The 25,423-nt window shown below is 62.8% G+C and carries 11 protein-coding genes; 6 read left to right on the top strand and 5 right to left on the bottom strand.

Annotation, left to right across the window (positions count from 1 at the left end; genetic code table 11):
* The 3 genes from M1D78_RS20230 to argA all read left to right on the top strand — a co-directional run bounded on the left by M1D78_RS20230 (position 1) and on the right by argA (position 3,921).
* Positions 1 to 1,266: an inorganic phosphate transporter gene (locus M1D78_RS20230; RefSeq protein WP_437421736.1), complete on the top strand. Its 1,266-nt coding sequence runs from the start codon at positions 1 to 3 to the stop codon at positions 1,264 to 1,266.
* 119 nt (positions 1,267 to 1,385) lie between these two features.
* Positions 1,386 to 2,543, top strand: coding sequence for an acetylornithine deacetylase (gene argE / locus M1D78_RS20225; RefSeq protein ID WP_437421735.1), 1,158 nt, complete (start codon positions 1,386 to 1,388; stop codon positions 2,541 to 2,543).
* A gap of 76 nt (positions 2,544 to 2,619) precedes the next feature.
* Positions 2,620 to 3,921 (top strand): amino-acid N-acetyltransferase, encoded by a 1,302-nt coding sequence (argA, locus tag M1D78_RS20220; protein WP_437421734.1) that lies wholly within the window; start codon positions 2,620 to 2,622, stop codon positions 3,919 to 3,921.
* A gap of 113 nt (positions 3,922 to 4,034) precedes the next feature.
* Here argA and gshA read toward each other — a convergent pair whose 3' ends face one another.
* The 3 genes from gshA to M1D78_RS20205 all read right to left on the bottom strand — a co-directional run bounded on the left by gshA (position 4,035) and on the right by M1D78_RS20205 (position 8,417).
* Positions 4,035 to 5,615: a glutamate--cysteine ligase gene (gene gshA / locus M1D78_RS20215; RefSeq protein WP_437421733.1), complete on the bottom strand. Its 1,581-nt coding sequence runs from the start codon at positions 5,613 to 5,615 to the stop codon at positions 4,035 to 4,037.
* 106 nt (positions 5,616 to 5,721) lie between these two features.
* Positions 5,722 to 6,108 (bottom strand): PaaI family thioesterase, encoded by a 387-nt coding sequence (locus M1D78_RS20210; protein ID WP_437421732.1) that lies wholly within the window; start codon positions 6,106 to 6,108, stop codon positions 5,722 to 5,724.
* Between the two features lie 2 nt (positions 6,109 to 6,110).
* The gene (locus M1D78_RS20205; protein ID WP_437421731.1) at positions 6,111 to 8,417 is read right to left on the bottom strand and encodes a Tex family protein; all 2,307 of its coding nucleotides are present in this window, start codon (positions 8,415 to 8,417) and stop codon (positions 6,111 to 6,113) included.
* 233 nt (positions 8,418 to 8,650) lie between these two features.
* On the opposite strand from M1D78_RS20205, the gene lapG reads away from it, so the two are divergent.
* Together lapG and lapD are read left to right on the top strand one after the other, a co-directional pair.
* Positions 8,651 to 9,346 (top strand): cysteine protease LapG, encoded by a 696-nt coding sequence (gene lapG, locus M1D78_RS20200; protein ID WP_437421730.1) that lies wholly within the window; start codon positions 8,651 to 8,653, stop codon positions 9,344 to 9,346.
* 9 nt (positions 9,347 to 9,355) lie between these two features.
* Positions 9,356 to 11,338, top strand: coding sequence for a cyclic di-GMP receptor LapD (lapD, locus tag M1D78_RS20195; protein ID WP_437421729.1), 1,983 nt, complete (start codon positions 9,356 to 9,358; stop codon positions 11,336 to 11,338).
* On the opposite strand, the gene M1D78_RS20190 is transcribed toward lapD, so the two are convergent.
* Both M1D78_RS20190 and M1D78_RS20185 read right to left on the bottom strand, forming a co-directional pair.
* Positions 11,303 to 11,632, bottom strand: coding sequence for a tryptophan synthase subunit beta (locus M1D78_RS20190; protein WP_437421728.1), 330 nt, complete (start codon positions 11,630 to 11,632; stop codon positions 11,303 to 11,305). The genes lapD and M1D78_RS20190 overlap by 36 nt on opposite strands.
* Before the next feature lie 69 nt (positions 11,633 to 11,701).
* Positions 11,702 to 23,779, bottom strand: coding sequence for a retention module-containing protein (locus tag M1D78_RS20185; protein WP_437421727.1), 12,078 nt, complete (start codon positions 23,777 to 23,779; stop codon positions 11,702 to 11,704).
* Between the two features lie 294 nt (positions 23,780 to 24,073).
* Between M1D78_RS20185 and M1D78_RS20180 the strand changes: the two genes are divergently transcribed.
* Positions 24,074 to 25,423 carry a TolC family outer membrane protein gene (locus M1D78_RS20180; protein WP_437421726.1) on the top strand — a complete coding sequence of 450 codons (1,350 nt, stop codon included), beginning with the start codon at positions 24,074 to 24,076 and terminating at the stop codon, positions 25,421 to 25,423.

The following is a 25,423-nucleotide window of genomic DNA, read 5'->3' as shown; positions in this document are numbered from 1 at the left end:
ATGTCTTTCATCTCGGATTACGGCCTCGTACTCCTGATACTCGCCTGCGCGTTCGGTTTCTTCATGGCTTGGGGCGTGGGCGCAAATGACGTTGCCAACGCCATGGGCACCTCGGTCGGCTCGCGGGCGCTGACGATCAAGCAGGCCATCATCGTGGCCATGATTTTCGAATTCTGTGGCGCGTACCTCGCCGGCGGTGAAGTCACCGAGACCATCAAGAACGGCATCGTCGATGCGGAGGTCATTTCGCCTGATCTGATGGTGCTGGGCATGATGTCGGCCCTGCTGGCGGCGGGAACCTGGCTGCTGATCGCGACCATGAAGGGCTGGCCAGTCTCGACCACTCACTCGATCATCGGCGCGGTCATCGGTTTCGCGGCGGTGGGTGTGTCGCTCGACGCCGTGCATTGGGAAGCGATCGGCCCGATCGTCGCCAGTTGGGTGGTCACGCCGATGCTCTCGGGCATCGTCGCGTTCGGCCTGTTCATGAGCGTCCAGAAACTCATCATCAATACCGACGAGCCGTTCCTCAACGCCAAGCGTTTCGTGCCGCTGTACATGTTCCTGACTGGCTTCATGGTCGCGTTGATGACCGTTACGAAGGGCCTCAAGCATGTCGGCCTGACGCTCAGCAGCAGCCAGGGGATCCTTCTCGCCTTCGCCATTGGCGTACTGGTGGCGCTGGTTGGCGTCGCCTTGCTGTCCCGCATCAAGGTCGATGAAGAGGCTGACAGGACGTTCCACTTCGCCAGCGTGGAAAAGGTTTTCGCAGTCCTCATGATCTTCACCGCCTGCTCCATGGCCTTCGCCCACGGCGCCAACGATGTAGCCAACGCGGTGGGGCCACTGGCCGCCGTGGTCGGCGTGATCGAATCGGGTGGCGCGGCGGAGATCGCGGCCAAGTCGGCGGTCCCGGGCTGGGTGCTGTTGCTCGGTGCGGTGGGCATCGTGATCGGCTTGGCGACCTATGGCTACAAGGTGATCGCCACCATCGGCAAGGAAATCACCGAGCTGACGCCCAGCCGCGGCTTCGCTGCCGAGCTGGCGACCGCGACCACGGTGGTAGGCGCGTCGGCGATCGGGCTGCCCGTCTCGACGACCCACACGCTGGTTGGCGCGGTCCTCGGGATCGGCATCGCGCGTGGCATCGGCGCGCTCAATCTCGGCGTGGTTGGCTCGATCTTCATGTCCTGGCTGATCACCCTGCCAGCCGGTGCGTTTCTTGCCATCGTTTTCTTCACCATTCTCAAGACGATCTTCGTTTGACGACCAGCCGCCTGGCTCCTGGTCGATAGCCGCCGCAGTTTTTCCCATCCGGGGCGCTGCGGCGGCGCATTTCATGTTTCACTGGGCGCCTCCAATTTCCCGATGCCAGGAGGTTGCCGGTGCCCATCCCTTCGCTCAAAGACCAGTTCGCCGCGCTGATCGCCGCACCGTCAGTGAGCTGCACGCAGGCCCATTGGGACCAGACCAACCGCCCCGTCATCGACCTATTGGCAAGCTGGCTGGGTGACCTTGGTTTTACCTGTGAAATCCAGGAAATCACCCCGGGCAAGTTCAACCTGCTCGCCAGTTACGGCAGCGGGCCCGGTGGCCTGGTGTTGGCCGGGCACAGCGACACCGTGCCCTACGATGCCGAGCTATGGACTGCCGAGCCGTTGCGCCTTCGTGAGGCCGACGGCCGCTGGTACGGCCTGGGCAGTTGCGACATGAAGGGCTTCTTCGCGCTGATCATCGAGGCGGTGCTGCCGCTGCTTGACCAGCCGTTCCGCCAGCCGTTGCTGATCCTGGCCACCTGCGATGAGGAGAGCTCCATGTCAGGTGCCCGTGCGTTGGCCGATGCCGGGCGGCCGCTCGGGCGCGCCGCGGTGATTGGCGAGCCGACCGGGCTACGGCCGGTGCGCCTGCACAAGGGCATCATGATGGAAGGCATCGAGATCCACGGGCAGAGCGGGCATTCCTCCAATCCCGCCTATGGCCACAGCGCGCTGGAGGCGATGCACGACGTGATCGGCGAGCTGATCGGCCTGCGCCGCGAATGGCAGGGCCGGTACGATAATCCGTTGTTCGACGTCCCGACACCGACGCTCAATCTGGGCTGCATCCACGGCGGCGACAACCCTAACCGTATCTGTGGTCAATGCTCCCTGGAGTATGACCTGCGCCCGCTGCCCGGGATGGACCCGGACCAGCTGCGCGAGGCGATCGCTGGGCGCCTGCGCCCCGTTGCCGAGAAGCATCACGTTCAGATCGATCTGGCACCGCTGTTTCCCTGCGTCCCGCCGTTCGACCAGCCGGCCACAGCGGAGCTGGTTCTGCTCGCCGAACGCCTGACCGGGCATGCCGCCGAGGCAGTGGCCTTTGCCACCGAAGCACCTTATCTTCAGCAGCTTGGCTGCGAGACGCTGGTGCTCGGCCCGGGCGATATCGCTTGTGCCCACCAGCCTGACGAACACTTGGACCTGGATCGGATCGAACCTACCGTGAACCTGCTGCGCGGAATGATCGAACACTACTGCCTGCACCCGGCGAGCCGAGGATAGGAGCAGGCGGCCGCCTGGTTGACCTGCTCCTGCACCGCCCAACGCCCGTCCCGGTCACCCACTCCAAGGCTCTGCAATGCACGACTACGTCACCTGGCTTCGCGACTCCTCCCCCTATATCAATGCCCACCGCGACCGTACCTTTGTGGTCATGTTGCCGGGCGACGGACTGGAACACTCCAATTTCGCCAATATCGTCCACGACCTGGTGCTGCTGCACAGTCTCGGGGTGCGCCTCGTGTTGGCGTTTGGCTCGCGCCCGCAGATCGAGGCACGGCTGGCCGCACGCGGCATTCAACCGCGCTTCCACCGCGATTTGCGCGTCACCGACTCGGCGACGCTCGAATGTGTGATCGATGCCGTCGGGCAGATGCGCATCGCCCTCGAAGCGCGGCTGTCCATGGACATGGCCGCCTCGCCCATGCAGGGTGCGCGCCTGCGCGTGGCCAGCGGCAATTTCATCACCGCGCGCCCCATCGGCGTGCTCGATGGCGTCGATTATCACCATACGGGCGAAGTTCGTCGGGTGGATCGCAAAGGCATCGGCCGCTTGCTGGACGAGCGCACCATCGTGCTGCTTTCGCCGCTAGGGTATTCGCCGACCGGTGAGATCTTCAATATTGCCTGCGAGGACATCGCGACTCGGGCCGCCATCGACCTGCAGGCGGACAAGCTAGTGCTCTATGGGTCCGAGCGCGGCCTGCGTGACGAGACCGGTCGGCTGGTGCGCGAGCTGACGCCGCCCCAGATCCCGGCCTACCTCCAGCGCCTGGTCGGCACCTACCAGGCCGAATTGCTCGATGCCGCGGCGCAGGCCTGCAAAGGCGGCGTGCGGCGCAGCCATGTGATCAGCTTTGCCGAAGACGGCTCCCTGCTCAGCGAACTGTTCACCCGCGACGGTGGCGACGGCACGCTGGTGACCCAGGAGCAGTTCGAGCGGCTGCGCGAGGCGACCATCGAAGACGTGGGCGGGCTGATCGACCTGATCACCCCACTGGAAGAGCAGGGCATCCTGGTGCGCCGATCGCGGGAGGTGCTCGAGCGGGAGGTGGAGCAATTCAGCATCGTCGAGCGTGACGGCCTGATCATCGCCTGCGCGGCGCTCTATCCAATCGCCGATTCCGATTCCGGGGAGCTGGCCTGCTTGGCAGTCAACCCCGAATACCGCCACGGCGGCCGGGGTGACGAGCTGCTCGAGCGCATCGAGGCACGTGCCCGCCAATTGGGACTCAAGACGCTCTTCGTACTCACCACCCGTACGGCCCACTGGTTCCGCGAGCGCGGCTTCGAACCCAGCGGCGTCGAACGTCTCCCCGCCGCTCGTGCGTCGCTCTACAACTACCAACGCAACTCGCAGATTTTTGAGAAGAAGCTGTAGCACCGACAGACCGCGCCGCGCTGGGGCTAGCGCTCAACGGGAGGCGGTTGCACCGGCAACCGTTGATTTGAAAAGCTGCCTGACTGCTCTGGGCGTCAGGCTAACTGTCGCCGTTACAGCTGCGTCAAACTCCGCTGATACTCTTCGACGAACGCATCGAAATCCAGCGTGTCGGCCGCTTCCATCTCGGCCTGCTGATCGAGCGATTCGCGGGACGCCTGTTCGAAGGCGGCCAGCTGCGCAGCGGGCAGCGGTTGGCTGCGCAGGTGTTCGGCATGCAGGCGGGTCTGGCGCAACGCGAACTGGCTGAAGCTTTCACCGCTCTGGTGCAACGCGTCGAGCACTTGGGCCGATGGCGTCAGGCGGCTGTCTGCGACTTTCGCGCGCTGTTCGTCCAGGGCCTGGGCGTGAGCATTGCTGCCCTGACTGCGGTCGAGCAGCGCGGCGATCTGGCCGATGTCGTCCAGCAACTCGTCGGCCCAGGCCTGCAGGCCGACGGTCTCGCCGCAGCGGCGTAGCTGCAAGCCGGGCTTGCGGCCCTGCTTGACCACGTTCAGGAAATTGTCGCTGCTGGCGCTGCATTCACCGTCCACCAGGCAGGGGCTGTCCTGCAGGGCGCAGTAAAGCAGGAAGGCATCGAGGAAGCGGGCTTCGGTGACATCGATGCCCAGCGGCAGGAAGGGGTTGATGTCCAGGCAGCGCACTTCGATGTACTGGATGCCGCGGGCACGCAGTGCATGCAACGGCCGCTCGCCCGTGCCGGTGACGCGCTTGGGGCGGATATTCGAGTAGTACTCGTTTTCGATCTGCAGCACGTTGGTGTTGAGCTGTTGCCAGTTGCCGTCGGCGTCGCGGGTGCCCCAAGCGGCATAGTCCGGGTAGGGCGTCGAGACGGCGCGGTGCAGGCTGCTGGTGTAGCTGGGCAGGTCGTCGTAACAAGGCGTGAGCCCGGCCTGGGCATTACTCTGGTAACCGAGGTCGCTCATGCGCAGGCTGGTTGCGTAGGGCAGGTAGAGCGTGTCGTCATCGAGCCGCTCGAGCTGGTGCGGGCGGCCGCGCATGAAACTGGCATCCAGCGCCGGCGAGGCCCCGAACAGGTACATCAGCAGCCAGCTGTAGCGGCGGAAGTTGCGGATCAGCGCGATATAGCGCCACGACTGGTAATCCTGCGCCGAACGCGTGTCGCCGTCGTCTGCGCGTAGCAAGGCCCACAGGGCCTCGGGCAACGAAAAGTTGTAATGAATGCCGGCGATGCACTGCATGGTCTTGCCGTAACGCAGTGCCAGGCCCTGCCGGTAGACGTACTTGAGGCGACCGATGTTGGAGCTGCCGTACTCGGCAATCGGAATCTGCGCCTCGTCCGGCAGCGGGCCGGGCATCGAAGGGCTCCATAGCAGCTCGTCGCCGAGCTTGGCATAGGTATAGCGGTGGATGGCGCCGAGCTCGTCGAGGGTCTCGGCCGGGTCGGTCGCGGTGCCGGTGATAAATTCCAGCAGCGCTTCGGAGTAGTCGGTGGTGATCTTCGGGTGAGTCAGTGCCGAGCCCAGCGCGCGTGGGTGCGGGGTCAGGGCGAGCTGGCCGTCAGGCCCGATGCGCAGGCATTCACGCTCGATCCCATGCAGGCATTGCGAGAGCAGCGACAGGTTGGAGTGCTCGGCCAGCAACGCCAGGCGGTGGGAGAGAAGATCGCTCAATTGGAATTCCTTCACGCAACGGTCGGCACAATATGGGGCGGCGGCCCGCAAGCTTCAAGCCTCGCGCACCAGGACGGCGCCGCGGGGCAGCTTGCCTGTCGTGCGGCTACAGGCAGGCGAAAGTGGCTTGCGCCTTGGCCACAAGCTTTTCGCCCTGATGAACCTCGGCTTCCAGGACCTGGGTGCGGCGGCCGCCATGCACCACCCAGGCGCGACAACGCAACTCGCCTTCGGTGACCGGGCGGATGTAGTTGACCTTGCATTCGAGGGTCACGCTGTTTGGCGAGCCATCACCCAGGCTGTGGCTGGCCTGGCCCATGGCAGTGTCGATCAGTGAAAACAGCGCGCCGCCATGCAGCTTGCCGTGCAGATTGCGCAGGCCGTCGTGCATGACCAGGCGGAGTATCGCCTCGCCGTTGGCCACTTCGAGAATCTCCAGGCCCAGCAGACGCCCGAAGGCGCTGCTGCTTCCCACTGCTTCGACTTCGCGCACCGTTATTTCCTCAGGTTCTTCGCATTGGCGAATAGCGCTGCCATGGCGTTATTGGCCGGGGCCGGCTTCGGCTCCGGTTTGGCCTGCCGCGATTGGCCGCCACGCCCGCTGCCGCCGCGCACCGCTTCGGTCTTCTCGCCGGGGGTGTCGCTCATGCGCATCGACAGCCCGACGCGGTTGCGCGGTATGTCCACCTCCATGACCTTGACCCGGACGATGTCACCGGCTTTGACCACTTCGTACGGGTCTTTGACGAACTTCTCCGACAGGGCGCTGATATGTACCAAGCCGTCCTGATGCACGCCGACGTCGACGAAAGCGCCGAAGTTGGTCACGTTGGTCACCACGCCCTCGAGCACCATGCCGGGTTTGAGGTCGCTGAGCTTCTCCACGCCCTCCTGAAATTCGGCGGTCTTGAACTCTGGGCGTGGGTCGCGGCCGGGCTTGTCGAGCTCCTTGAGGATGTCGGTGACGGTCGGCAGGCCGAAGGTCTCATCGGTGAACTGCTTGGGGTCTAGGCGCTTGAGAAAAGCGGAGTCGCCGATCAGCGAGCGGATATCGCGGCCGGTGTCCTGGGCGATGCGCTTGACCAGCGGATAGGTCTCGGGGTGCACCGCCGAGGCGTCGAGCGGGTTGTCGCCGTTCATTACGCGAAGGAAGCCGGCGGCTTGCTCGAAGGTCTTGTCGCCCAGGCGAGGGACCTTCTTCAGTTCGCTGCGCGCTTTGAAGGCACCATTGGCGTCGCGATAGGCAACGATGTTCTGCGCCAGCGTAGTGTTCAGGCCGGAAATGCGCGCCAGGAGCGCCACGGAGGCGGTGTTGACGTCGACACCGACGGCGTTCACGCAGTCTTCCACCACGGCATCGAGTGAGCGCGCCAGTTTGAGCTGGGAAACGTCGTGCTGATATTGACCGACGCCGATGGCCTTGGGCTCGATCTTCACCAGCTCGGCGAGCGGGTCCTGCAGGCGACGGGCGATCGACACCGCGCCGCGGATCGAGACATCCAGATCCGGGAATTCCTTGGCCGCGAGCTCGGACGCTGAATACACCGAAGCGCCGGCCTCGGACACCATCACCTTGGTCAGCTTGAGGCCCGGCACTTTCTTGATCAGGTCGGCGGCCAGCTTGTCGGTTTCACGGCTGGCGGTGCCGTTGCCGATGGCGATCAGGTCGACGCCGTGCTTGGCGCACAGCTTGGCGAGAACGGCCAGGGTGCCGTCCCAATCGTTGCGTGGGGCGTGCGGATAGACGGTGGCGGTATCCAGCAGCTTGCCAGTGGCGTCGACCACCGCCACCTTGCAGCCGGTACGCAGGCCCGGGTCGAGGCCCAGGGTGGCGCGCGGACCGGCCGGCGCGGCCAACAGCAGGTCGTGCATGTTGCGGGCGAACACGCCGATCGCCTCGTCCTCGGCGCGGTCGCGCAGCTCGCCGAGCAGGTCGGTTTCCAGGTGGGTATAAAGCTTGACCTTCCAAGTCCAGCGCACCACCTCGGCCAGCCACTTGTCGGCGGCCCGACCGCGATTAGCGATGCCGAAACGCTCGCCGATCATCGCTTCGCCGGGGTGCATGGTGCCGGGCGCTTCGTCGCCAACCTTCAGGCTGACGCTGAGCACACCTTCGTTGCGCCCGCGGAAGATCGCCAGCGCTCGGTGCGACGGGGCGTTCTTCAGCACTTCGTCATGCTCGAAATAGTCGCTGAACTTGGCACCCTCGGTTTCCTTGCCCGGTACCACGCGAGCACTGAGCGTTGCGTTGTGCTTGAGGAAATCCCGCAGCCCGGCGAGCAGGTCGGCGTCCTCGGCGAAGCGCTCCATGAGGATGTACTTGGCGCCTTCGAGCACGGCTTTCACATCGGCGAAGCCCTTTTCGGCGTCGATGAAGCGCTCGGCTTCCTGCTCTGGCGTCAGGTCCGGGTTACCGAACAACGCATCGGCCAGCTCGCCGAGGCCGGCCTCCAGGGCGATCTGGCCCTTGGTACGGCGCTTCTGCTTATAAGGCAGATAAAGGTCTTCGAGGCGAGTCTTGGTGTCCGCGAGGTCAATTTCGCGCTTGAGCTCGGGGGTCAGCTTGCCCTGTTCTTCGATGCTGGCAAGGATCGAGGCCCGACGCTCGTCCAGCTCGCGCAGGTAGCGCAGGCGTTCTTCAAGGTTGCGCAGCTGGGTGTCATCGAGGCTTCCGGTGACTTCCTTTCGGTAGCGCGCGATGAAGGGCACGGTCGAGCCCTCGTCGAGCAGCGCCACAGTGGCGGCGACTTGTTGCGGGCGCACACCGAGTTCGGCGGCAAGGCGGGAATTGATGCTATCCATGTGATGTCCTGCGGGCGGAATGACGGCCGGCCGGCCAGAAAAGCGCGCAAGTATAACTGCGGTCGCCGCGCTTCGGGCGCCGGCGTGGCAATCAGCACCTGGCGCCCGCCAGCCGTCGCATGGCCTGGCGTGGCGCTTGTGTTTTGCTAGCTGTCCCGCCAACATCGCCGTTCTCAATGGCACTGAGCCATCAGCTTCCGCTGCCACCTGTCCGTCGCCCGAGAGTAGTCGTCATGTCTGGTCCGACGCGGCTTGCCCCCCTCCGCTACGCAATCGCCCTGCTGGCTGCGCTAGGCCTGGGCCCGCTCGTCTGGGCGGTCGCGAGCGACTGGGACTTCGACCGCATCCTGCGCTTGGCCGAACAGCGCTACGGTGCGCTGGGCGACGGGCGTGAGCGACTGCTTGCCTGGCAACGCTTGCTGGATGAGCAGGACGCCGCTGCAGAGTCCGAAAAGCTGCGCGCGGTAAATCGCTTTTTCAATCACCAGTTGCAGTTCAAGGACGACGTCGCCCTCTGGCACCAACCCGACTATTGGGCAACCCCGGTCGAGGCCCTGCGCATCGGCGGCGGTGACTGCGAGGATTTCGCCATCGCCAAGTACGTGACCCTTCGGCGCCTGGGGGTTGCGGCCGATAAGCTGCGCATCACGTACGTCAAGGCGATCAGGCTCAACCAGGCACACATGGTGCTGACCTATTACGAGCAGCCCGGCGCGGTGCCGTTGGTGCTGGACAACCTGGTCGGCGGCATTCTGCCGGCGACTCATCGCAATGACTTGGTGCCCGTCTACGCCTTCAATGGCGAGGGGCTCTGGCTGCCCGGGCGCAGCGGCGACAAGCAGGTCAGCGACAGCAAGAAGCTGTCGCGCTGGCAGGACTTGTTGAAAAAGATGCAAGCGGAAGGATTTCCGGCCGGGTCCGGAACGTAGGAGTTTCACATGTCTCTGTTCAAACAACTGTTACTAGCGATCTGCCTGTTTCTGCTCGCCGCGTTCACCGGTAGCTTCATCGTCAGCCTGGAAAGCTCGCGCGACCAATACGCCAACCAGCTGCGCTCGCACGCTCAGGATGCTGCCACGGCGCTAGGGTTGTCGCTTACGGCCAACATCGATGACCCGACAATGGTGGAGCTGGTGATCAGCTCGCTATTCGATAGCGGCTATTACCAGTCCATCCGCGTCGTGGCCTTGGCCGACGATACGGTAATGATCGAGCGCGAGGCGGAGCCGGACGCTGGCAGCACACCGCAGTGGTTCGTTGACTTGATCAACCTGAAGCCCGAAGGCGGCGAGGCGATCGTCAGTCGTGGTTGGCAGCAGGTCGCCCGGGTCGAAGTGGTCAGCCACCCGATGTTCGCGGTTTCGCGGCTGTGGCAGAGCACGCTCGGCATGTTTGGCTGGCTGGTGCTCTGTGGCGTGATCAGCGCGCTGCTGGGGGCGCTGTTGCTGCGTCGTCAGCTACGGCCGCTCGATGACATGGTGGCGCAGTCCCAGGCCATTACTCGGCGCGAGTTCATGAGCGTGGCGCACCTGCCCGAAACGCCGGAGCTCCGCCGCGTGGTGCTGGCAATGAACCTGATGGTCGAGAAGCTCAAGACCCTGTTCGAAGAGGAGGCGCGGCGCAGCGAGCGCTTGCGCAACGAGGCCTATCATGACGGCCTGACTGGCCTCAGCAACCGGCGCCACTTCGACATGCAACTGCAGGCACGCTTGAGCGGCGAAGACCTGGCGGGCAGCGGATACATGATTCTGCTCAGGATCAACGACCTGACCGGTCTCAACCAGCGGCTTGGAGGCGCACGCACGGATGAGCTGCTGCGCTCGGTGGCGGGCCAGTTGCGGCAAGTGACCGAGGATCGCTACCTGATCGGGCGGACGCGCGGCGGCGAATTCGCCTTACTGGCGGTCGGCCTGGATCGGCCCGAGGCCGAGCGCCTCGCCGAGCAGCTCGAACATGCGCTGGCGTCGTTGCAGCAGACCGGCCTAACCGACGTGCTGCCCGTCGCGCATATCGGCCTGACGCCGTTCGCTCAGGAGCGCACTGCTGCATCGCTCTATGCGTCGCTCGATCAGGCCCTGGTCCAGGCCGCGAGCCAGGCGAACCGGGCATGGGCGTGTCATCAGCCGTCCGCTGCGATGCCGGCGGCGGAACAGCATCAGGATTGGTATAGACTGCTCGACGGCGTGCTTGAACACGGCCTCCTGCAGCTGTATTTCCAACCGGTAATGAGCGCGACCGAGCCGCAGCGCGTGATCCATCGCAAGGTGCTGGCACGGCTGGTCGATCCGCAGGGCGACGTGATACCCGCCGCGCGCTTTCTGCCATGGCTCGAGCGGTTCGGTTGGACGGCCCGCCTCGACCTGGCGATGGTGCATCAGGTGTTGGAAACCCTTCACGCACATCCGTCACCCATGGCGTTGAGCCTCTGCGGCGCTACGCTCGGTGATCCAGCCATGCGGGAAGAGGTCTTTGGTTTATTGGAACGGCATGGCGACGTGGCTCAATGGCTGACGCTCGAACTTGACGAAGCGCACTTGCCGGATCAAACCAGCCTCGAGCTGCTAGCCCGGCGTTTGCGCCAGTTGGGCTTCGGCCTGGGCATCCAGCACTTCGGCGGCCGCTTCAGCATGATCGGCAATCTGGCTCGCCTGGGCCTCGGTTACCTGAAAGTCGACGGAAGCTACCTGCGGGGTGTCGATACCGAGGCGGACAAACACCTGTTCATTCAGGCGATGCAACGCGCTGCACACAGCATCGACCTGCCCCTGATCGCCGAGCAGGTCGAGACTGAAGGGGAATGGATGACGCTGCGGGTGTTGGGCTTCGAGGGCGGTCAGGGCCGGCTGCTGGGTAATCCGATGCCCTGGGACGGCACCGATAGCCGGTTAGATCAGGCCGGCGTCGTCATCGTCGACCAATAAGCCCGACGAGCCCAGCGCATGGCGAGCCCGGCTACGCCCGGCCAGCTTAGCCTGCGCTGAGTCCGGCAGGTCGGTGATGCGCAGTACGCCCTTATCGATCAGGGCATGGATCAAATCCTCCAGTACCCGCACCATTTCCAGATCGCTCTGGCGCAAATGGGCAAGGCTGTCCTGAGCGGCGAGCCAGGCCCGCACTTCGCCGTCGTCATCTGGCAGTTCGCCGGTCATGTCGTCGAAGGGCGACGGCTCGACCCGCAGAAGCCGGCTGCCGTTATCACGCTTGATATAAAACACTGCATTACCTCGTACGCTGGCTGGGACAATACCCGCAAGCACGCGCTTGCGGGTATCCGTGCGTCACCCTTAGTGATCGACCTGGACGATTTGCTTGGCGATAAGCGAGTCGATGATCGCCGCCGAGTCGCCGCCATAACTGGCCAGGTTGATCGCTGCCCCATCGTTTTGCAGGGCGATGGAGACATCCGCAGCGCCACCCTGGTCGAGCTGCCCAGTGGTACTGATCTGTAGCGTAGAGGTGGTTGTGTCCACGCGCAGGTAAGCATCCAGCGAAGAACTGTTATCCATATCGGCTAACAGGTCGCTCAGATCGATACGATCCCCTTCACCAATGTTGAAGTCCTTTACGACGTCCTGTCCCAAGTCGCCGGCTCTCCACACAAAGGTGTCGCTGCCGGTGCCGCCATAGAGGATATCGTCACCTTCACCGCCAATCAGAATGTCGTCGCCGCCCTGGCCGTAGAGGATGTCGTTGCCGGCACCGCCATCGAGCGTGTCATTGCCGCCACGCGTGTCGCCAACAACATTGAAGTGCTCATGGTTAGCGCGAATGTAGTCGTACAGCTGCTGGTCGGTCGGTGCGCTGCCGCTTTTCAGCTCGAGGAATCGGCTTAGTGCGTTCACACCCGAGCCGTCCGGCAGATCCGATGGGCGCACCGGATTGCCATCCACGCCCCAGGGAAGGGCGTCTGTGTTGATCACGTCGCCAAAGATCACGTCGTGGCCGGCACCGCCGCTGACTGTGTCATTGCCCACCGAGACCGGGCTGGTGCTGCTCGAACCACCATGAAGGGCGGATTGAAGGTCGGCGGCGCTATTGGCGATTTCGACGTTGCCCACGGGGGCGGTGTAGGCGACGGGTACAGGCGTGGTCAAATTGATGTTGTCGACCAGCAGCGTGGCGGTGCTACTGTTGCTGGAGTTATCCTGGACTTTATACACCAGTCTGTATTCGCCAGCGGTCAATGTCGCGGAGCTAATCGTGCCGGTGCTCGTGCCGCTTTGCACGGTTGTCCAGGTCACGGCGCCCTTCGAATCGATGGCCTGCTGTTGAATCTCCCATAGCAAAGTGTCACGGCCGTTGCCGTTGCTCCGCCAGTTCGCAGTGGACAGAGCGAAGCTGAGTCGTGAGTCGCCCTCCACCGCAAAAATACTACTGGTCGCAGTGCCGGTTACCTGCAGCGCACCATTCGAAATGCTTCCACCGGCCCAGTTTGATCCTGAACCCAACGGACCCGGCGCGCTGCCATCGAAGGTCGCCAAGCTAGTTGTCTTGTCTACGGTGCCGAACGTGACGGTTGCGACGTTCGAGGCGGACGTATTGTCGAAGAACTTCAGATACGTTTCGTTGATTCCGCTGCCGATGCCGATGGCGTGCACCTGACTGATCGCGCTCAGCGGCGCGAAGCCATCGAGCGCGTTCTCGAAAACGGTGGCGGTAGTGGAGCTTGACGTTCTGGTGTTGCCATTTGCGTCGATGTAGGCGGTTGGGTCGCCATCGGTTAGCAGATAGGTCAGGTTCTGATAGCCCGACGAAGGCTGTCCGCTCAGCCAGGACGTGGCGGCATTGAAAGCGGACTCGTAGTTCGTGTTGCCGTTGGCGCTGAGGTTGTTGATGGCGGCCTGCAGCGCGCTGACCTCGCTGGCGCTGTCGAAATCTTGGATGGTCAGTAGAGTCTGAGCGCCAGTCGAGAAGCTGATTAGCGTGATGTTGATCACACCGTCATGGCCTGCCAGGTCGCTGACAAACGCCTTGAGTGCGTCCTTCATCAGCGTCATGCGCGCGGTGGACATGCTGCCGGAGACGTCTACCAGCAAGGCCACGTTGTAGTTCGTCGCCGGCTGTACGGTAGTCAGCGTACCGCCCACGTCACCGAGCAACACATCATTACCATTGGCGCCATTGATGGCGTTGTCACCGTTGTTATTGCCACCGCCGCCGATCTGGATAAGTCCGGGCTCCGGCTGCACGTTAAGGGTGATATCCGTTGCTGGCGACAGGTTGCCTGCCGCATCCCGTGCCTGGACCTGAAGTGTGAAGCTGTTGCTGCCAGTTTCGTAGTCGTTGCTCGCTGACGTGGCTGCGGAGCCGGCTGCGGTCAGGCGTATCGTGCCACTGTCATCAATGCGGAACAGCCCGTCGTCGGAGACTTGTGTGCCATTGCTGAAGCGGTAGCCGGTGACGGCCACATTATCGCTCGCCTCCACCTGAGCGACCGCGGCGTTTAGGGTCTGGTTTTCCCCGTAGCTGAAATTCTGCCCAGCATTGACCACGGGCACGGTGTCGTCGGCATCCCCGAGGGCGATCGTGTAGCTCGCCGTCTGCGTACTACCGTCGCTGCTGAGGGCCTGCACGACCACGGTGTGGCTGATCGCCGTCTCGTAGTCGAGCTTGCTGCCATCGGCAACAGTGATCACCCCGGTTGTCGCATCTATGGCGAAGCGGCCATCGGCGGTATCGAGCAGGCTGTAGGTCACCGTAGTGCCGCGATCGGCATCGGTGCCCAGTGCAGTGATGCCTACCCGGGTCCCGGTCACCGCGTTCTCGATGACGCGGTTGTCGGCGGTATCGCTATCGATCAGTACCACGCCGTTGTCATTGACGTTGCCTACGTTCACCGTGACCACGGCGCTCGCGCTGCTGTGTCCGTCGCTGGTGCTTACCTGCAACTGGTGGCTGATCGCCGTTTCGTAATCCAGGGATTTGCCGCTCGCCAGGGTGATGACACCCGTATTGGCATCGATGCTGAACAGGCCCGCCTCGTTGCCGCCAGTGATGCTGTAGCTCAGCGCCTCGCCGTCGCGGTCGAGATCGGTACCGGTGAAGTGGTCACTGAGGTCGGCTACGGTCACGCCGGATGGCTGGTTCTCGGCGATCGAGACGGTGATGTTGGCGAGCTCAGGCGCGTCGTCAACGGCCAGGGTGCGGACCGTAAGAGTATTCGACGACGCAGAGAATGCACCGCTCTGATCCTGCACGGAGAAGGTAAATGTGTTGTCACCGTTATCGTTGGCTGCCGGTGAATACAGCAGCGAAGCGATGTTCGCGGTGGTAACCAGCATGCCGATCGTGACCGGTTGCCCGCCGAGCGTCAGGCTGCCGGTGCTTGGCAGGCTGTCGATTCGAATCGCCCGCAGGCTGTCACCGGCATCAATATCCTGGAAGCTGAAGTCAGCGGCGCTGAAGCTGCGCGGCGTATCTTCGGTCGTCTGGATCAGGTTATCGGCGCCGGTCGGCGCGTCGTTAACGGCATATACCGTCACCGGCAGGTCCAGGCTGGTGCTGGCGTTATCACCCGTGGATTCGGTTGCCGTTGCGGTCACCTTCAGGGTGAAGTTTCCATTGGCGTTAGCGGCAGGCGTGACGTTCAGGTTGGCCAGATTCCAACCGCTCACATCCACGCTGTTCAGCGTGTCGGTTGCGGTGAACTCATGCGTGCCGTCGCTCAGCTTGGCGCCGGTCGGGATCTGCGAGGCCTCGACTCTCAGCGTCTCGGAGCCGTCGCGGTCGACCAGTGCGGCTTCCAGGCGCGACAGCGGAATCGCTGTGTCCTCGGCGCCTTCGTTATAGCCATACTCGGCGTAGTAGCCCTTACCGTCGGCTCCATTTAGCTCGGAGATGCGCACGCCCTCGCCGGTGAGATCCGAGACTTGGGTGTAGAGCGCCAGGCTGGAGAGGTCCTGAACCACGCCGTTGCCCACACGGACGTTCACATCGAGATTGCCGGGGCCCGACTGGTTGTGTTGGTAAATGTCCAGCGTGTAATAGCCGCTAGCAGCCGTCGTGTAGCTGCCGCTGAATTGACCATTGCTGCCGCCCCAGGTGGCAGAGGCGACAGCGGTGCCGCCCACGACGATTGCAACGCTGTCGTCGGCGACGCCGCTGAAGGTATAGGTCTGGCCCGCCTCCAGGTAGACGAGGCCCGTGAGCTTGTTGGCAACACCCGCGGTGACGCTGTCCAGGTGTGCATCGCTCAGGGTCGCGCTGCTGCTCGGCGTACCGGCTGCGTCGATCACTGATTTCAGCGTGGCGGCGGCCGCTCCGGTGCCACTGTTGCCGAGAGCCAGGCCGCTCCAGCTCTGCAACAGCAGGCCGGTAGCAGCAGGGCGGTCGGTTGGCTGGGCAGCGCTCAATGTCGGTGCATCGGCAACGGCGCCGATCGAGACCGTAGCGGTCCCGGTCGCAGTACCCTGCTGACCGTCGGAAACACTGTAGGTGATGGTATCGGTGCCGCTGAAGTTGGCGTCAGGCGTGTAGACCAGCTTGCCGTCGACGACAGAGACGCTGCCGTGTTCGGCGGTGCCGCCCGTCAGCGTCAGGGTGTCGCCGTCCACGTCGCGGTCGTTTGCGAGCACATCGAGCGTGACGGCGGTGTCCTCGAGGGTCGTGGCGCTGTCTGTGGCGGTGAACGGATCATCGTTGACCGCATTTACGACCAGGCTCGCCGTGTTGGCGACCGTCACGCTGCCATCGCTGACGCCGAAGTCGAAGCTGACGTTGCCGTTCCAGTCCTTGGCAGGCGTGAACGTCCAGGTACCGTCCGGATTGCTTGTCAGGCTGCCGCTACCGCTGGCTACCTGCAGGTCGACGACGGTCAGGCTGTCACCGTCCGGGTCGGTCGCGCCTCCCAGCAGTTGCTCGGAGGTGATGACCATGCTGCCGTCTTCGGCCATGGCCGCCAGGGCAATTGGAGTCACCACGGGTGCGTCATTGACCGGTTGCACGGTTACGTCGACCTTGCTGACTACCGTGCCCCCGTTGCCGTCGCTGACCCTGATACTGAAGCTGTCGGAGCCGTTGTAGCCGGGGTTCGGGCGATAGCTGTAGCTGCCGGTCTCGGTGTTGAGCAGCAGGCCACCGTTCTGCGGGCCGCTGACGAGCGTATAAGCGAGCGTGTCGCCATCGACGTCGGTTGCCGTGATGGTCCCGTCGAGTTGCCCGTCTTCGGCAACGTCCTGAGATTGGTTGGCGGTTTCCGGAGCGTCGTTCATGGCATTGATGCCGATGGCGATAACGTTGTCGGTAAAGCTGCCGCTACCATCGCTGACACGCACGGTAAAGCTGTCGGTGCCGTTGTAATTGGCTGCAGGCGTGTAGGTGAAAGAGCCGGTGCCTGAATTGATGACAAGCGTGCCGTGGCTGGCGTCGCCAATGAGCTGATAGCTCAGTGTGTCGCCGTCGACATCCTGCGCGATTACCTTGCCGGTGACCGGTGTGTCTTCGTTTGTGCTGAGTACCTGCGTCGTGGCAGTAGGGGTGTCGTTAACCGGTGTGATGCCCAACGTGACGACGCTGTCGACCAAACCGCCCTTGCCGTCACTGACGCGCACGGTGAAGCTGTCGGCGCCGTTGTAGTTGGCCGCCGGTGTGTAGGTGTAGGCACCCGTTGCGGTGTTGAGAGCCAGCGAGCCGTGGCTGGCAGCGGTCAGCAGCGTGTAGCTGAGCGTGTCGTTGTCTGCATCGGTGGCGACAATCTTCCCGCTGACGGGCGTGTCTTCGTTGATGACCAGCGTTTGGTTCGCTGCGGTGGGTACGTCGTTTACAGGCTTGACGCCGACGGTAACCGACGCTGTGTCGCTACCACCCTTGCCGTCACTGACGGTGTAGCTGAACGAGCCATTGCCGTTGAAATTGGCAGCAGGCGTAAAGACCACCTTGCCATCGACCAGCGCGACGGTGCCGTTCACGGCGTTCTGTACGCTGATGATGGAGAGCGCGTCGCCGTCCACATCGACATCGTTGCCAAGCAGTACGGATGGGTCGATGGTCAGTGCGGTGTCTTCGTTGGTGACCAGCGAGGCATTGTCCGCATGGCTGATCTGGCTACCGCCTACGACGCTGTAGTTCCCCCCATCAGGGCGCAGCTCCACCTTGAGCTGAGCGGCTCCGCCCTGGTCCCAATACACGATTTCAATCTGATGCGGACCGCTTTCGGTTATCTGGAAAGTGGATCCGTCGCGCGTGGTAGTGCTCTGGTTGGCGTTGTATTCGGCGACGACCTTGCCGTCTATCAGGACCCGGTAGCCATCGTCAGCCCGGACACGAATCTGGTAGGTGCCGGCGTTCAGGTTGATGTCACCGGCAAGCTTGATGATGGCGTCCGAGGAGTTAACCGGATCGTTGCTCAGCGAGGCGGCGTCCGAGCCGAGGAAGCGCTGCAGTTGCCCGTCGCTGCCGAGGTCGTTGCTCACGCCATTGCCATAATCGAGACGGGTAGCGATAAAGGTAGCGTTCGGTTGGTGGGTGGCAATGAAGGCCGTCGCTTGCGCCAGGCTGCCCAGATTGCTGCCATCAATCCCATCGTTGTATGCGTAATAGCTACCTTTCAGCCCGCTGATGACGCCAAGGTCGTCATTGGCAACCGGCGCGTCATTGATCGGGTTGACCGCCAGAGCCACGCTGCCGACAACGCTGGTGGTCCCATCACTGACGCTGTAGATGAAGGTACCGACCTGCTGGCCAGCGCTGTAGTCGGCCGGGCCGTCGAACTTCAACCCCTGCAATTGGGCAAGCGTGAGCGTCTGGCCGTTCTGTACGGTCGTGCCATCGTTCAGGGTGATGCGCCCGATATCGGGCAAGCCAGTCACGGTAATGCTCAGAACGTTGCTCGTGTCGACATCGGTAGGTGCGGTGATCTGCAGCGGCGTCCCGGTACTTTCCTCGGCGACGGTGACGGACGTGTTGGTAACTACCGGAGCGTCGTTACGACCTTCAATGGTGATCGAGGCCGTGGCCTGGGTAACGCCGCCGTTTGAGTCGCTGACGTCGTAGCTGTAGTTCAGGACGACTTTTTCCCCGGCGGCCAAGTAATCGTAGGCGGAAGGGTCGACGGCCAGGCTGTTAGTGGCCGCGTCGAATGTGATGCCTGCGGTGTTCCCGCTGCCAACCAACTGCAGGTTACTGACGCTCAGCACGTCATTGGCGTCTTCGTCCGTGGCGTTCTGTAGCAAGTCGAGGGTGTAGCTCGGGGCGTCTTCGTTGGTTGAGAAACTGACGGCACCACTGACGATCGGGGCGTCATTGCTGCCGGTCAGCGTGACGGTGACATCACGGCTTGCGGTAGCCGCGCTGTCGTCGGCTACCGATACGCGGTAGACGAGGGTGATGGTTTCGCCGGCGCCGAGGTAATCCAGCGCGTCTGCCGCCACGCTGTAGTCCCAGTGCACCGAGCCGACCCCGTCACCTTGAGCGCTGTCGGCAAGGGAGGCGATCAGTTCGCCCAGAGCCGCAACCGGCTTGCCGTCCGCGTCGGTCGCGCTGATCAACTGGCTGCTGAGGGTATGGCTGTTGCTCAGGTCGGCGTCGGTAAAGCCAAAGTCACCGCTGGTCGAGAGCGTTCCCGCGTTCTCGCCGACGGTCCGGTCGGCGCGCTCTGACACGGTGCCCGTCTGCAGCGTGCTATTGATCAGCGGCGCATCGTTGCGCCCTTCGACGGTGACGGTGGCAGTTGTGGGCGTGACACCGCCTTTATTGTCCACCACGTCGTAGCTATAGGTGAGCGCTAGCTTTTCGCCGGCTGCGAGATAGCCGTAGGCGCTCGGATCGACCTGCAAGGCGTTGCCTGACAGGCTGATTCCCGCGGTGTCGCCGGTGCCCACCAGTTTCAGATTGCTGATGCCAAGCACGTCGCTCTTGTCGATATCGCTGGCGTTGGCCAGCAGATCGACGCTGAAGGTGCCAGCATCTTCATGGCTGGCCGTGTCTATGGCAGCGGTAACGACAGGCGCGTCGTTACGGCCATCAATGGTGATGGTCGCGCTGGTATCAACCAAGCCGCCGTTGCCGTCTGCCACCTGGTACTCGTAGGTAAGGGTGAGGCTTTCACCTACAGCCAGGTAACCGTAGGTGTTCGGGTCGATGCGCAGCGATCCGCTGGCAGCGTCGAAAGTCACGCCACTGGCGTCGTTGCCGCTGGTTTCCTGGAGACCGGTAATGCTCAGCACATCGGTCGTGTCGAGGTCGCTGGCATTGCCAAGCAGGTTGACGGTCTGAGGTGCTGCGTCTTCATCGGTACCGGAAGTGATGGCGCCGCTGACTACCGGGGCGTCATTGGTGCCGGTCACTGTCAGGGTCAGGGTGCTGCTGCTTGAAAGGCTGCCATCGGTAGCGCTGAACGGCACGGTGATAATACGCGTCTCGCCCTCGGCCAGCGCCTGGTAGGCGGCGTCGCTCGGGTCGAACGCCCAGCTGCCGTCTGTGTTCAAGGCGAAGCCAGCCGGCGCTGGGCTGACCAAGCTGTAACTCAGGATGTCGCCGTCTACGTCGGCTGCTGTCAGCTTGCCGCCGATCTCTGGCGCATCTTCTACAGCGCTGGCGGTGGTCGGAGCCGCAACCGGCGCATCGTTTACCGGCGTGATGTTCAGCGTGACGCTTTTGGGGTCGGACGAAGCGCCATTATTGTCGACCGCGCTGTATTCGAACGTCGTACTGCCGTTCCAGTCTTTTGCCGGGGCGAAATACACCGGGCCGGTGACCTGATCGCCGACCTCCAGTGCGGCGCCGCCGTTGGCGCTTGAGTAGAGCGTGCCGTGTTCGGGCAGCGAGCCGATGGTGAAACCTGAGATCGTGCCATCCACATCGCTGCCGGACAGGGTCACTGGGATGCGCGCAGCCTGGTCTTCGGCGCCGCTGACGGCCACTGCATTAGCGACCGGAGCATCGTTTGTGCCGGTCAGGGTGATCGTCAGGGTGGTCTGGGTCGAGGCGTCGTGCTCATCGGTAACCGTGACCGGCACCTGAATGACAAGCTCTTCACCCGCCTTTAGATAGTCATAAGCCGCGTCGCTGCTATCGAAGCTCCAACTGCCGTCTTTGCCGAGGGTGAAGCCAGCGACGTTGTCGCTTGTTTCATAGGTCAAAACGGCGCCGTCGTCGGCGTCGGTCGCCACGAGCTCGCCGGAGATCACGCCATCGCCTTCGCTGGCTGCAGCAACCGCTTCGGTGACCACGGGCTTGTCGTTCACGCCAGTGACCGTGATCGTCAGCGTGCTGCTGCTGGACAGCGTGCCGTCAGTAGTCATGAACGGCACGGTCAATGTCATCGAAGCGCCGTCTGGCAAGTGCTGATAGGCAGCGTCACTTGGGTCGAGGCTCCAGGTGCCGTCACTGTTCAGTATGAAGCCGGCCGGCGCGCTACCGGTGAGGCTGTATGTCAGCGTATCGCCGTCGATGTCGCTGGCAGCGAGCGTGCCGCCGATCACCGGGGCATCTTCGGCGGTCGAGGCGGTGGTCGCCGTGGCAACCGGCGCATCGTTGGTGCCGGTGACAGTAATGGTCAGCGTGCTCGCGCCTACGCCGCCGTGTTCGTCGGTCACCTGGTAGGGAACAACCAGATCCTGCGTCTCGCCCGCCGCGAGCGAGTCGTAAGCGCTGTCTGTCGCATCGAAGGTCCAACGGCCATCGCTAGACAAGCTGAAGCCTGCCGGGGCAATCCCGTTCACGCTGAAGGTCAAGGTTGCGCCCTGATCGACATCAGTGGCGACGAGTTGGCCGCTGACCGTGCCCAGCTGCAGGAGGCCAGACAGATCCGCGTTGTTGACGCCATTGGTCGTGAGCGTCCAGCCATTGGCTGTTGGTGTTACCGTGCCGGCGCTGAGGCTCAGTGTGGCATTGGCTGACAGATTGCTTAGCGATAGGGTGGAATCAATACCGCCGTCTCTGGCATCAGCAACGCCGATGACCAGCGTATAGGTGCCGGGTGAGTTGAACTGATAACTGAAGCCCTGGGTACCCGAGTTGCCGCCATCGCCGACGCTGGCGACGTTGCTCAGCAGTTGAACTGGCTGCCCATTGACCTGCACGAAGGCAAAGTCGTTGAAGGGTAGATAGTCCGAGGTTGCGAATTGCCAGTCGAAGCTGACGGCTTCGCCTGGGTTGGTTGTGGTGACGGTCAGGACGATCGCCGAGCCATCTGTAGCATCGCTTACCGCACCAACGGATGTGGTTGCACCTTCGATGGCAGTAGCGCTGGCCGCCTGGGCTACCGGCAGATCGTTGGTGCCGGTGATGACCAGCGTAAGGCTGTTAGTGCTGCTCGCGCCAGCTGCGTCGGTAACGGTAAATGGGACCTGCAGAGTCAGCGATTGATCCTTGGCCAGGTATTGGTACGCCGCATCGCTAGTGTCCAGCGTCCAGGTGCCGTTGCTGGCCAGGGTGAAGCCGGCCGGGGCAGTGCCGTTGAGATCGAAACTCAGACTGTCGCCAGCGTCGACTTCGTTAGCGGTCAGTTGGCCTCCCACCACGCCGCTGTCTTCGGTGGCATGCCCAAGCGAGGCCTCGGCGACCGGTGCGTCGTTCACGGCTGTAACATCGACCGTCACGGTCGCGGGCGCGGAAATGTGAGTGCCATCGCTGACGGTATAGGAAAAATCAGCCGTGCCATTGAAATTGGCATCTGGGGTGAAAGTCACCGAGCCGTCGGCGTTGAGCACGGCCGTGCCGCCCACGCCGCTGGTGACGCCTGCGATGGTCAGGCCATTGCCGTCGGCATCGCTGTCGTTTCCCAGCAACTCGTTGGCCAGGAAGGTAACGGGAGTGTCTTCAACTGCTTGCAGCGAGTCGTCAGCGGCGTGTGGTGCGTTGTCGTTCACGTTGGCTTCGGACAGCGTGACGTTAGCGGAGGAGACATTGCCGGCGGCGTCTATGGTTTCGATGGCGTAGCCATGGCTATTGGGTGCCTGCTCGAAGTCATTGACGCCGGCCGTGGCGCCCGCCTGGGTCAGGGTAATACGGCCTAGGCTGTCGATTTGGAAATAGCCGTCAGCGCTCGTGCTGTTGCCACTGTCCGCGAAGCGGAACGCAACAACGCCAACAGTATCTTGTGCGCTGACACTACCGATCACGGCGTTTGCCGGCTGGTTTTCGTCATAGGTGAATTGCTGGCCGGCAGTTATCGCTGGTGCTTGAGTGTCGAGCACGAAGCTTACGTTGGTCGCGCCGGAGGTATTGCCAGCCACGTCGGTCTGGCGTATGGCAACGGTGTTGCTGCCTTCGACTGACGAGAAGGTCGACGTCCAGGTCTGGCCGCCATCGGTGCTGTACTGAACGGTAGCACCGGCTTCGATGCCGGTGATGATCAGTGCGCCGGAGTTGGTGATGAGATCCGAGTCGCTTGTGCCGCTGTCGGTCTGAAGGGCAACGATAGGTGAGGCGACTTGAGTATCGAGGGTGAAGCTGACGGTGGTGGCCGCGGAGGTGTTGCCGGCCACATCGGTTTGCCGTACGGCAACGGTGTTGCCGCCTTCGACCGGCGTGAAGGTCGACGTCCAGGTGTGACCGCCATCGGTGCTGTACTGGACGGTGGCGCTGGTTTCGAGGCCGGTGATGATCAATGCGCCGGAGTTGGTGATGAGATCCGAGTCGCTTGTGCCGCTGTCGGCCTGCAGGGCAACGATAGGCGAGGCAACTTGAGTATCGAGAGTGAAGCTGACGGCGGTGGTTGCGGAGGTATTACCGGCTGCATCGGTCTGGCGTACGGAAACGGTGTTGCTGCCTTCGACTGGCGTGAAGGTCGACGTCCAGGTCTGGCCGCCATCGGTGCTGTATTCAACGGTCGCACCAGGCTCTATGCCTGCGAGTACGAGGCCGCCGTCGTTGGTAATGCGGTCACCATTACTGCTGCCGCTGTCCAGTTCCAGAGAAACCGCTGGTGCGGCGGGCGCGACGGTATCGACAAAAACAGTTGAAGAGGTCCCGTTTTCTTCAGCAGTTTCAAATGCCGCCGAGGTCAAGCCGTCCGTCGGAAATCCGATGGTCGCCTGAACTTGTTCGCCCGTTTCATCCAGAACGATCGCCGTATGGCCGCCACCGGAACTGCCGGCGCTGCTGCCTGCCCCGGGGCCAGCAGCGGTTGCTTCTAAGTCGGTTGTCGGGTCGAAGCCATCAGCGATGGCCTGTTCCAGCTCGGAAATGGGTTCGACCGGACTGGCCTCGGCGAACTCGCCGGCTTGCCACGATGCCGATTCCCCAACGCTTACAAGCTCGCCATTCGGAAGTTCCAGCGTTACTGCGCTGCCCGGTTCGGTAAGAACCTGATCACCCGTAAACAGCCGGTCCCCTTCGAGCAAAGCGCGACGGACGCCATCCGACGAAATGGCAAAAGCTTGGCCGATAACGCTTTTAACGATGACGTAATTAGAGCTCATGCTCTTTGCTCCGAGTGGTAGATGTAAGCCGGTGTTGCGACTGATAGAGTGCCGCCGCAGCAGGCAGAAGTAACTAGTATTTTTTTGACGCTTTAAAAAAGTCGACGAGCGGGAGGTCAATCTATTGACCCCAGATAGTGTGATGTTAAACAATGTGCTCAATGATGTCACTGTGATATCAGGCGCGATTCTCCCTAAGGCGCAGACGCTCAACCAGTAGCGATATCGCGTGCCGATTCAGCTCGTAACCCGCCTTGGCCTTGCCACTCGCTCAACTCTTTCGGAATACGCCTCATGAAGCCTTTCGCCCTGGTGCTTCCCCTGTTTCTCGCCGTCTCGGCTGCCGCTCAGGCGCAGTCTCTGCAAGAGGCGATGCGCAGCGCCCTCGACACTCACCCAGAAATCAGCGCGGGCGTACATGCCCGTATGGCGGCTGAAGAACAGCTGCGTTCTGCGAAAGGCGGTTATTTGCCGCGGGTGGATGTCGTCGCGGGTTATGGCCGTGAAGGCACCGATAGCGTGAGTACTCGTCAAGGTGAGGATCATGGCTATCGCACTCTGAATCGCGGTGAGGCGAGCCTGACTGCGCAGCAGATGCTGTTCGACGGTTTCGCCACCTCCAGCGAAGTGAATCGCCAGCGCGCTACAGTTAATGCTCGTGCCTATGAATTGTTGGGCAGCGCAGAGCGGACTGCATTGGATGTTGCGCAGGTTTACCTGGACGTATTACGGCGCGAAGCCCTGGTCCGCCTGGCCGAAGAAAACCTGCGCAACCACGAGCGCATCTACGACCAGATCGATATGCGCAGCCGGCAGGGTGTCGGCCGTATGGCTGATCTTGATCAGGCCGAAGCTCGTCTTGCCCAGGCGCGCAACAATCTGATTACAGAACAGACCAACCTTGCCGATAGCCAGATCAACTACCTTGCTTTGGTCGGCCAGATGCCGCAGGACTTGAGTCGCCCCACGCTTGCCGCGGTGGAGTTGCCGCAGAGCTTCGAGCAGGCCCGGGAGAAGATGCTGATCGAGAATCCGCAGCTGCGTTCGGCGCAATCGGATGTAAATGCAGCCGAGGCACAGGTGCAGGCCGCCAAATCCGAATTCTACCCGCGCTTTTCGCTTGAGCTCGCGACGGGCGCCAACAACGACATCGACGGCGTAAATGGGCACGAGAACGAATGGCAGGCCATGGTGCGCATGCGTTACAACCTCTTCGCTGGTGGTAGCAACAGTGCTGACCTGCGCGCTCGCTCGAACCAAGTCGGTCAGGCGATGGACATTCGCAACAATGCCTTGCGCATGCTCACCGAAGAAATGGGGTTGGCATGGAATGCGCTTAACAATGCGCGTCGTCAACTTCCCATCGCTGAGGACTATGTAAGCCGCAGCAGTCGGGTACGCGACTCCTACCAGCAGCAGTTCACTTTGGGTGAACGCACCTTGCTGGATTTGCTCGACAGCGAGAACGAATTGTTCACCGCTGCGCGCCGTCTCGAGGACGTGCGTTATAGCGAGGCTCTGAGCCATTACCGCATCCAGGCGGTCAGTGGCTCCCTGCTGCGCAACCAGGGGGTCGTGGCGCCCCTGGCCGCCGTGCCGATGGATGACGTGCGCGCTCAGATCCAGTTGCCCGGGATGAATTGA

The sequence above is a fragment of the Pseudomonas sp. SA195 genome (genome assembly GCF_054131565.1).
This window is presented reverse-complemented; position numbering and strand designations above follow the sequence as displayed.

Bases quoted from the DNA above. Each gene is read 5' to 3' on its own strand.
- M1D78_RS20185 (WP_437421727.1), bottom strand. From the start codon at position 23,779: ATGAGCTCTAATTACGTCATCGTTAAAAGCGTTATCGGCCAAGCTTTT.
- lapG (WP_437421730.1), top strand. From the start codon at position 8,651: ATGTCTGGTCCGACGCGGCTTGCCCCCCTCCGCTACGCAATCGCCCTG.
- M1D78_RS20180 (WP_437421726.1), top strand. From the start codon at position 24,074: ATGAAGCCTTTCGCCCTGGTGCTTCCCCTGTTTCTCGCCGTCTCGGCT.
- argA (WP_437421734.1), top strand. From the start codon at position 2,620: ATGCACGACTACGTCACCTGGCTTCGCGACTCCTCCCCCTATATCAAT.
- lapD (WP_437421729.1), top strand. From the start codon at position 9,356: ATGTCTCTGTTCAAACAACTGTTACTAGCGATCTGCCTGTTTCTGCTC.
- M1D78_RS20205 (WP_437421731.1), bottom strand. From the start codon at position 8,417: ATGGATAGCATCAATTCCCGCCTTGCCGCCGAACTCGGTGTGCGCCCG.
- M1D78_RS20230 (WP_437421736.1), top strand. From the start codon at position 1: ATGTCTTTCATCTCGGATTACGGCCTCGTACTCCTGATACTCGCCTGC.